The organism is Shewanella waksmanii ATCC BAA-643 (assembly GCF_000518805.1).
GTDB classification, from domain to species: domain Bacteria; phylum Pseudomonadota; class Gammaproteobacteria; order Enterobacterales; family Shewanellaceae; genus Shewanella; species Shewanella waksmanii.
Window position 1 is genome coordinate 1 of record NZ_KI912499.1, and the last position, 9,560, is coordinate 9,560.

The window sequence follows — 9,560 nt, forward strand, 5'->3', positions numbered from 1 at the left end:
CCGTCTTGTTGCTGGCCGTCTTGTTGCTGACCGTCTTGTTGCTGGCCGTCTTGTTGCTGACCGTCTTGCTGCTGGCCGTCTTGTTGCTGACCGTCTTGCTGCTGGCTGTCTTGTTGCTGACCGTCTTGCTGCTGCCCATCTTGCTGTTGGTCACTTTGTTGCTGGCCATCTTGTTGTTGATCGCCTTGTTGTTCATCCTGTTGTTGACTGTCCTGATTTTGCTGATCATTTTGTTGCTGTTGTTCATCCTGTTGTTGACTGTCCTGATTTTGCTGATCATTTTGTTGCTGTTGTTCAGCAATATCTTTGACAATGTCTAAGTTTTGCTGCGCTTGAGGAAAATCGTTCTGTTTATCTAATGCGGCTTCATAACGTTTAATGGCCTCTTGAAAGTCACCTAACTGCGCCAAACTGTTTGCCTGGTTATACAGCCCTTGCGCGCTGTTATCTTGTTCGAACAAAGGCAAAGCCTGTTGATAGTCGCCCGCTTTATACAGGGCACTGGCTTGCCATTGCGGCTCAGTAAATAACTCGCTGGCTTGCTGATACTGCTGTTGATCGTACTGTGTCATTGCTTGCTGGTTTTGGGTTTGCCATAGACTGTCCCACGTGGAAGCTTGCGTGGGGTGACTGGTCGTCATCAGCAGTGATAATAAACCAATGGGCAATAAATAAGCCTGTATTCCGTGTTTGAATGTTAGCAACATAGGCAGTAATAACAGCAGGGCTAAATAAGGGCCAAGGTCTTGTAGCACCTCGCCGTCAAGTTCAGTTTTTTTACTGGCATGATGTTGGTCAATACGGCTAATCAATGTGTCCAGATCGCTGTTGTCTGATCGGTATTGATAAAGCTCGCCACCGGTATCATTGGCAATGGCTGCAAGTTTGGCGTAATCAGTTTTTGCTACGACAACCTCATCGCGTTGATCTCTTAAAAGCTGGCCATTGGGTAGTTTTACTGGCGCGCCTTGTTTGCTGCCAAAAGCCAAAATATGTAGCTGATATTGGCTATCAGTTAATACCGATTTCGCTTGATTAACCTGATTGGCTTTTACGCCATCGGTTAGCAAAATAATATCACCACGTAGATGACCACCTTGGCTTAACAATGATTTGGCTTGCGATAAAGCCGCGGGAAGGTTCGAGCCGCGTACTGGCATAATCTCTGGGCTGAGTGTTGGCAGTAGATTCAGTAGGGTGGACTTATCACGGGTCAATGGACTGATGGTAAATGCATCACCGGCAAACGCCACTAACGCCGTTTCGCCTTCAGCAAAGCCGCTAATCAAATCTGTTGCTTTAAATTTTGCCTGGGTTAAGCGATTGGGAGCTTGATCGGTGGCATACATCGACAAAGACATATCCATAACCAAAATGCGCGCCTGATCAGTCTGAAATACAGGCAGTGCCTGTTTGCTTATCGCCGGTCCTGCGAGTGCTATGACAGCAATCAACCAAGCTAGGGCTAAATAAACCAGATTACGACTTTGTTGTTGTTCACCTTCAGACACTAATAACTTAGCAAGATGGGGAGCAATATAACGGCTCCAATTAGAACTGACTTTCTCAGATCGCCAAAGTGCCAGTAAAATGAGGGCGAGAGGTAATAGTGCCCATAACCATTCGGGACGTAAAAACTGCATTATAACGCCCCCTTTTTCCGGCGAGTGATTTGTTGCATGACGGGTAAATTGATCACCACGCTGATCATGCTAAATAACAAAGCTAAAGCGAGAGGATAGTAAAATAAGTCAGCTTGGGGACGATAGCTAAATTGCTCTCGACTGATAGGTTCAAGTTGATCTATTGCTTGGTAAATCTGCTCTAACTCTTCGCTATTACGTGCCCGAAAATAACGACCACCGGTCATTTCTGCCAACTTTGTTAATTCTGCTTCATCTAAATCCATTGATGGATTGACGCGCTCGGTACCAAAAATGCTGCGCCTTTCCATAACCTCTGCACCGACACCAACTGAATAAATTGTGACGCCACGTTTAGCGGCAATTTCTGCAGCTTGCTGCGGAGTTACGCTACCTGAGTTATTGGAACCGTCAGTGAGAAGAATTAAGATACGGTTGCTCTCATCGACTTGTTCAAAGCGCTTCACTCCCAAAGCGATAGCTTCGCCAATGGCGGTTTGCTTGCCGACTAAGCCAATCTCGGCTTCCCTTAGAAATTGGGCGACTGAACGTCTGTCTTGAGTTAACGGCGCCTGCAAATAAGCATGATCGGCAAACAGTATTAACCCTAAACGGTCACCTTGACGGCGCTCGATAAAATCACTCAATACGTGCTTGATCAAAACCAGTCTGTCGACTGGCTTGCCATCGATAACCATATCTTGAATTTGCATACTGCCAGATAAATCCACCGCCATCATTAAATCGCGGCCTTTGCTCGGCAGTTCGATTGGCTCACCTACCCATAGCGGGCGAGTGACAGCGCTAACGAGGCAAATCCAAATAAGCCATAGCAATAGTGAGGGGCGTGAAGACTGCTGTTTTACCTGTTCGATTGCCGTTTGGTTAACACCCGGAAGTTGCAGGTGACCGGTTACCTTTTGCTGTTGCTGAGCACGTCGAAAAATAAGCGGCAGTGGTAACAATATAAATAGCCATGGCCAGGCAATACTAAACATGGTTTGCCTCCATAGTTAGCGGTAGCGCTTGAGACAGCCAACGCTGGGTCTCTGAGAGCAGTTGTTGCTTTTGCTCACGAGTATAAGCTTCTGCTTGGTAACGGCGCTGCAATAAAGTGACGAGTTGCTGGCTAGCTTGGTGCTGTAATAGCCATTCTTGCCATGCTTGACCTTCAAGTTTGGCAATGGTATCTCGGCCGAGGTAACTCATAGCAGCTCGTTTTATTAAACTGTTGATTTCAATAGCGAGGTTTGGGGTATCGATACTGATAAGTGCTAGCGCTTCTATGGCACTGCGTTTTGCGGCTAGTTTACTTTGACGACGCTTCCAGGCTCGTATGATGAGTAAAACAATGACGATTATCGCCATTAAAGCTAACCAATAGCCTGGTGCAATGGGCCATTGATGGATCTGTTCGGGCAACTGAATATCTTGCAAATTGGCCAATGCGGGGTGAGTCGGTGCTGACATCTATCTTAGGGCTCCGATCTGTTGATTAAGATTTCTACCGGCATCGACAAATCGTGTTTCGACACTTAATTTGTCCATCATGTTGACGAAGTTTGTTTGCTGTTGCTGCTGAGTCATTAGCCATGCATCGTAGCTTTGTCGATTTAGTGTTAGCTCTTTGTCGCCATCGCGCACGGGCAAGGAAAAACGCTTTGGTAAGTTCAGCTCTCCTTGGCGTAAGGGGTCCGTCACTAAAAAAGCCCCAATATCGCAATGACGTTTCAAGTCCAGTAGTGGGCCAATACATTGTTGGTCGATATGTTTGCCGTCGGAAATAATCCAGATCAGCGAACCGGGCTTGGCTAAGCGTTGCAACCTTTGGCAGGCACGGTACATATGTTGAGGTTCACTTGGCAAATCATTGATGTGCGACAGTTGCTGTTGGTGCATTTTCTCAATTGCAGAAACTAGCTGCAAAATACCATTTTGTCTGCTGCGAGGTTTCAGTTCAATGTGCTGGTGTTCGCTGGCAATCAGTGCGCCTAAGCGGTCACCATGGGCAATCGCATTCCAACCTAAGGTGGCGGCTAAATGGGCAGCTTGCACAGATTGCAGCAACAAACTGGAACCAAAGTAGAGGCTATGGCTCATATCAAGCAGCACGATAACCGGGCGTTCACGTTCTTCGACAAACAGTTTGGTATGGGTCTTGCCGGTTCGGGCGGTTACGCGCCAATCAATGGTGCGTACATCATCGCCACTTTGATAATGACGTACTTCGGCGAACTCCATCCCGCGGCCCTTGATGTTACTTGCACGGTGTCCGGCGAGCGCCGCTTTAGCTTTACTACGACGCTCTGGAATCGCTTTGGCCAAATTTTGGCATGCAAGTAACTCTTGTTGCGACAGGTGGATACCATCGGCAAACAGAGGTAAGTCCTGACTAACCATAAACTAAGGTACCGCCACCATGCTTAAGATGTGACTAATGACCTGCTCACTGTTGACCCCTTCGGCTTGGGCTTGATAGCTCAGTAGTAAGCGGTGGCGTAACACATTAGGTGCAACTGCCTGAATATCTTCAGGTGAGACGAAGTCACGCTCTTTTATCCAAGCACGGGCTCTTGCGCAGCGTTCAAGTGCTAAGGTCGCGCGTGGACTGACACCGTATTCGAGCCATTTAGCCAGGTCATCACTGTATTTAGCCGGTGTGCGCGTTGCCATTACGATATCAACAATATATTTCTCTAAAGGCTCTGCGAGGTAGATCTCAAGTGCTTGTTCCCGTGCGGCAAACACTTCTTGCTGCATGATAGGAGTGACTTCGGGCAGCGCTTGTTTTAATGCTTCATTGCGTGACATACGCATGATGGCAAACTCTGTTTCTGCACTGGGGTAGTCGAGATTTAAATGCATGAGAAAACGATCTAACTGCGCTTCTGGTAGCGGGTAGGTGCCTTCATTTTCCAATGGATTCTGGGTGGCCATGACTAAAAATAGTTCGGGTAATTTGTAGCTATTTTTCCCCACAGTCACTTGACCTTCGGCCATGGCTTCTAGCAGGGCCGACTGTACTTTAGCCGGCGCGCGGTTGATTTCATCTGCCAAAATGAGATTGTGAAAAATAGGCCCGGCTTCAAATTCGAAACTGGCTGTTTGAGCACGATAGATATCGGTACCGGTTAAATCTGCGGGTAATAAATCAGGGGTAAACTGAATGCGGTGAAAGTCCCCTTCAACACCATCGCGCAAGGCTTTTACCGCGCGGGTTTTAGCTAGGCCTGGTGGGCCTTCGACTAATAAATGGCCATTTGCAATTAATGCAATGAGTAGGTTTTCTGTCAGGACTGGCTGACCAAGAATAACTTGGTCTAGGTATTCTCTTAATGCGTGAAATCGACTTAAAGGCATGTTGCTACTCGTAATTTTTTGTATGAGCGTTAGGACATCTAGTCATTGAAATAATTCCATATAAGCCTACTTAGTTGGCTTAATTTAAGACAAATAGATGACGTTTTAGCGCAAAAGGCTCTCTTTTAACCACTAATATTATTCACTGACTATGACGTATTTGGACCATCACTTTCAAAATATATTCAATTAAACATTGTTAATAAAGCACTTTTTCAATATTTAACGATTAAAAACCAAACAGGTGTTTAAAACTTTAACATAAGAAGTTAGAATCAGATCACACTTTGATGGTCAGACCTGTTTGTTAAGCAGGTGAGATAAGACAGGTTTTTAGGGACACAATAATAATCGCATCAGCTTGAATACCAGGTGGATGTTAATAAGAGGGTTAGTAATGAGTAATTTACAGCGGGTTACCAACGCCAATGGCGACCGCGTCGCGATTGTGACAGGTCTAAGAACACCATTTGCTAAACAAGCAACGGCTTTCCATGGCGTATCAGCACTCGACATGGGTAAAATGGTGGTTAATGAGATGCTTTCTCGCTCTGAAATTGACCCTAAAGAGATTCAACAGTTAGTTTATGGTCAAGTGGTGCAGATGCCTGCGGCTCCTAACATCGCACGGGAAATCGTATTGGGTACCGGAATGGATATTGCTACCGATGCCTACAGCGTCACGCGAGCATGTGCCACCAGTTTCCAATCTGCAGTGAATGTTGCCGAATCGATTATGACCGGTAATATCGAAGTCGGTATTGCTGGCGGCGCTGACTCCTCTTCTGTTCTACCGATTGGTGTCTCCAAGAAACTAGCCCATGCTTTGGTCGATCTAAATAAGGCTCGTAAGTTCTCGCAAAAACTTGCCATCATCAAGCGCCTAGGCTTAAAAGATCTGCTGCCTGTTCCGCCAGCCGTAGCCGAGTATTCTACCGGTCTATCAATGGGGCAAACGGCTGAGCAAATGGCAAAAACCTATGGCATTAGCCGTGCAGATCAAGATGCACTTGCACATCGCTCTCACACTTTAGCCACAGAAACATGGAACGCGGGCAAACTAACTGATGAGGTTATGACTGCCCACGTCCCGCCTTACAACAGCTTCATTGATCGCGATAACAATATTCGTGAAAACTCCTCAATTGAGTCATATGCCAAATTACGCCCGGCATTTGATAGAAAGCATGGCTCAGTAACCGCGGCAAATAGTACGCCTTTAACCGATGGTGCATCAGCGGTATTGCTGATGAGTGAGAGCCGCGCTAAGGCCATGGGTTACACGCCTATCGGTTATATAAAGAGTTATGCGTTTAGTGCCATAGATGTCTGGCAAGACATGTTAATGGGACCATCCTACGCCACGCCAATGGCGCTAGCGCGTGCAGGAATGGAGCTGGAAGATCTTACCCTCATTGAAATGCATGAGGCCTTTGCGGCGCAAACATTAGCCAATATGAAGATGTTTGCTTCTAAGCAGTTCGCTCAACAGCACTTAGGTCGAGATAGAGCGATAGGTGAAATTGATATGAGCAAGTTTAATGTGCTTGGTGGCTCGCTTGCCTATGGTCACCCATTTGCAGCAACAGGAACGCGGATCATCACGCAACTGTGTCGCGAACTACAGCGTCGAGGTGGTGGAACAGGCTTGGCAACAGCGTGTGCCGCAGGTGGTTTAGGCGCAGCAATGATAGTTGAAGTGGAGTAATGTGATGGAAAACAGTTTCAAGTTAACTCGCAACGATAATGGTATTGCCATTTTGACTATGGATGTGCCTGGTGAAACCATGAATACCCTGCGAGCAGAGTTTGGCGAGCAGATCAGTACCATGCTTGAGGAAATCAAGGCCGACAGTCAGATAGCGGGGTTAGTGGTCGCCTCGGGTAAACCTGACTCTTTTGTTGCTGGTGCAGACATCAGCATGTTGGATGCTTGTCAAACCGAAGAAGATGCTAAGCAGTTATCTCAGCAAGGCCATCAAGTATTCTTAGCTTTAGAAGGGCTAAATATTCCGGTGGTTGCTGCGATTCATGGGCCGTGCCTTGGCGGTGGACTAGAATTAGCGCTGGCTTGTCATCAGCGTGTATGTACTGATAGTAAAAAAACCATGATGGGCGTACCTGAGGTTCAGCTAGGCTTGTTGCCCGGCGGCGGTGGAACTCAGCGTTTACCGCGCCTAGTGGGAATCACTAAAGCCCTTGATTTGATGTTAACGGGCAAACAAGTTAGGCCTAAACAAGCTAAGAAAATGGGCTTGGTGGACGATGTTGTGCCTGAGTCGATTCTATTACAAACCGCCATTGATATGGCGTTAAAAGGTAAAAAAGCACCCAAAAAGCCAAAACTATCGACGGTTAATAAAGTACTAGAAGGGACCGCTGTTGGGCGTAATATCATCTTTGATCAGGCGCTCAAACAGGTTAATAAAAAGACTCAAGGTAATTATCCTGCGCCTGAGAAAATTATTGACTGTGTGCGCCAAGGTAGTACTAAAGGTTTGTTGAAAGGCTTAGAAGTGGAAGCGAGTCATTTTGCTAAGCTGGTTATGACACCTGAGTCAGAAGCTTTGCGCAGTATCTTTTTTGCTACAACAGAGATGAAAAAAGAAACCGGTGCGGGCGATACTAAACCCGGTGAGCTTAAGAAGGTGATGGTGCTTGGTGGTGGATTAATGGGCGGTGGTATTGCCTCAGTAACCTCAACTAAAGCTAAATTGCCAGTTAGGGTAAAGGATATCAATGAGACAGGGTTAAGTAATGCGCTAGCCTATGCCTATAAGTTACTCAATAAGAGTGTTAAACGTCGCCATATCACCCCTGCAGTTCGTGATAATCAAATGGCGTTGATGACCACTACAACGGAGTACAAAGGCGTTAAAGATGCCGATATTGTGGTTGAAGCCGTATTTGAAGATATCAACTTAAAACATCAAATGGTTAAAGATGTTGAAGCACACTGTGGCGAGCATACCATTTTTGCATCGAACACTTCGTCATTGCCTATCGGTCAAATCGCTCAAGCGGCAAGTCGGCCTGAAAATGTGATAGGGCTGCATTATTTCTCACCAGTAGAAAAAATGCCGTTAGTTGAAGTAATTGCCCATGAAGGCACATCGGCGCAAACCATTGCTACCACTGTTGCATTTGCGAGAAAGCAGGGTAAGACTCCTATTGTTGTTCAAGACGGCGCAGGTTTTTATGTGAATCGTATTTTAGCGCTGTATATGAATGAAGCTGCTAACTTACTATTAGAAGGTAATGGCGTTGAACATCTCGATAAAGCATTAGTGAAGTTTGGTTTCCCTGTAGGGCCAATGACACTGCTTGATGAGGTAGGTATTGATGTTGGAGCTAAGATTGCCCCCATTTTAGAGTCGGAATTAGGTGAGCGTTTCAAGGCGCCGGCGGCATTTGATAAGTTGCTAGCGGATGACCGTAAAGGCCGTAAGAATAAGAAAGGTTTTTATCTTTATAATGGAAAACCTAAAGATAAGCGCGTAGATGAGAGCGTTTATGGTGTATTAGGTGTGAGCCCAGGCGCGGGCAAACTGGCTGAACAGCTTGCAGAGCAGTGTGTTGTTCAAATGCTCAACGAAGCAGTACGCTGTTTGGAAGAGGGCATTATTAGCTCAGCTCGTGATGGGGATATTGGTGCGATTTTCGGTATTGGTTTCCCACCGTTTCTTGGGGGGCCGTTTAAGTATATTGATGCCTTAGGTGCGCAAAACTTAGTTGATAAACTGACCCAGTACCAGTCTCAGTATGGTGATCGCTTTACACCATGTGAACGTCTAAAGAAAATGGCTGAAGAGCAAAGTAAATTTTACTCATAGTTATACTCCAGGTCATTGTTATTGAAATTAAAAACGGCATATTTATGCCGTTTTTTTTCGATTAAAAGGCAACTTTTGTTAATTTTTTAGCCAAAATATGATGGCTTAGTGTACAATTTAAGGTTCGCGTTGGACGGTTTCTGTTGGTACAGCTATCTGCGTTCACACCCTAATTTATGAGGTTGTTTGCGTGGGATGTATTGGCACGTGTAGTAGCAGTAAGAGGTATACACCCAATGGTTTTGTTCGTTGTAGCGGGCTTGTTGTTATCATCACTTGTGATGGGGAATTTAGCATTTAGAGCAGGATTAGGCGTCAAACGCTGGGCTTTTATCGGATTACTGTGTGGACCATTTGGTTATCCGTTATTAAGCACCCATAAGCGTTTTGCTTGGAAAAAAGCGCAAGGGCGCGGTAACGTCAATATTGGCTTATAGCGTCATTCAAAATAAAAAGGAGCCGTTGGCTCCTTTTTTATTTACTACGATTATTTGAGGTAACCAAGGGGTTACTTCCACCAGACTTTCGCAGGAATCACTTCCAAATGATCAAGGCCAACAGGCAACTCAACACGTTTACGTTCTGACTTGTGCGCAATACCTAGGGCTTTCTTTAGTGAATTCAACATAGTCACTTCTCCTTACGCGTTTGCAGTATTGATGAATTTAATGTTTGGTGAACCTGCTAACTGAACAGGCTTGAACTTAATGTTTGGTGAACCCGC

At 45.9% G+C, this 9,560-nt stretch carries 8 protein-coding genes; 3 read left to right on the forward strand and 5 right to left on the reverse strand.

Going from position 1 to position 9,560, the window contains the following annotated elements:
- From L865_RS0121795 to L865_RS0121815, 5 genes are all read right to left on the reverse strand, one after another.
- The coding region (locus L865_RS0121795; RefSeq protein WP_028775158.1) for a vWA domain-containing protein at window positions 1-1,643 on the reverse strand (1,643 nt) is incomplete at its 3' end.
- Window positions 1,643-2,641 (reverse strand): vWA domain-containing protein, encoded by a 999-nt coding sequence (locus L865_RS0121800; RefSeq protein WP_028775159.1) that lies wholly within the window; start codon window positions 2,639-2,641, stop codon window positions 1,643-1,645. The genes L865_RS0121800 and L865_RS0121795, both read right to left, overlap by 1 nt.
- Entirely contained in the window at window positions 2,634-3,113 is a 480-nt protein-coding gene (locus L865_RS0121805) for a DUF4381 domain-containing protein (protein WP_028775160.1), read from the reverse strand. The genes L865_RS0121800 and L865_RS0121805 overlap by 8 nt, the downstream gene beginning before the upstream one ends.
- Complete coding sequence (locus L865_RS0121810; protein ID WP_028775161.1) at window positions 3,114-4,043, reverse strand: DUF58 domain-containing protein; 930 nt, start codon at window positions 4,041-4,043, stop codon at window positions 3,114-3,116.
- A gap of 3 nt (window positions 4,044-4,046) precedes the next feature.
- Entirely contained in the window at window positions 4,047-5,003 is a 957-nt protein-coding gene (locus L865_RS0121815; RefSeq protein ID WP_028775162.1) for an AAA family ATPase, read from the reverse strand.
- Between the two features lie 397 nt (window positions 5,004-5,400).
- Between L865_RS0121815 and fadI the strand changes: the two genes are divergently transcribed.
- The 3 genes from fadI to L865_RS0121830 all read left to right on the forward strand — a co-directional run bounded on the left by fadI (window position 5,401) and on the right by L865_RS0121830 (window position 9,273).
- Window positions 5,401-6,711 (forward strand): acetyl-CoA C-acyltransferase FadI, encoded by a 1,311-nt coding sequence (gene fadI / locus L865_RS0121820; protein ID WP_028775163.1) that lies wholly within the window; start codon window positions 5,401-5,403, stop codon window positions 6,709-6,711.
- Window positions 6,712-6,715: 4 nt separating this feature from the next.
- Window positions 6,716-8,836, forward strand: a complete 2,121-nt coding sequence (gene fadJ / locus L865_RS0121825) for a fatty acid oxidation complex subunit alpha FadJ (RefSeq protein WP_028775164.1) — start codon at window positions 6,716-6,718, stop codon at window positions 8,834-8,836.
- Window positions 8,837-9,072: 236 nt separating this feature from the next.
- Window positions 9,073-9,273, forward strand: a complete 201-nt coding sequence (locus L865_RS0121830; RefSeq protein WP_028775165.1) for a hypothetical protein — start codon at window positions 9,073-9,075, stop codon at window positions 9,271-9,273.
- Window positions 9,274-9,560: the final 287 nt, after the last annotated feature.

Coding starts and splice junctions, on each gene's coding strand:
- L865_RS0121800 (WP_028775159.1), bottom strand. CDS start 2,641: ATGTTTAGTATTGCCTGGCCATGGCTATTTATATTGTTACCACTGCCG.
- L865_RS0121805 (WP_028775160.1), bottom strand. CDS start 3,113: ATGTCAGCACCGACTCACCCCGCATTGGCCAATTTGCAAGATATTCAG.
- L865_RS0121810 (WP_028775161.1), bottom strand. CDS start 4,043: ATGGTTAGTCAGGACTTACCTCTGTTTGCCGATGGTATCCACCTGTCG.
- L865_RS0121815 (WP_028775162.1), bottom strand. CDS start 5,003: ATGCCTTTAAGTCGATTTCACGCATTAAGAGAATACCTAGACCAAGTT.
- fadI (WP_028775163.1), top strand. CDS start 5,401: ATGAGTAATTTACAGCGGGTTACCAACGCCAATGGCGACCGCGTCGCG.
- fadJ (WP_028775164.1), top strand. CDS start 6,716: ATGGAAAACAGTTTCAAGTTAACTCGCAACGATAATGGTATTGCCATT.
- L865_RS0121830 (WP_028775165.1), top strand. CDS start 9,073: ATGGTTTTGTTCGTTGTAGCGGGCTTGTTGTTATCATCACTTGTGATG.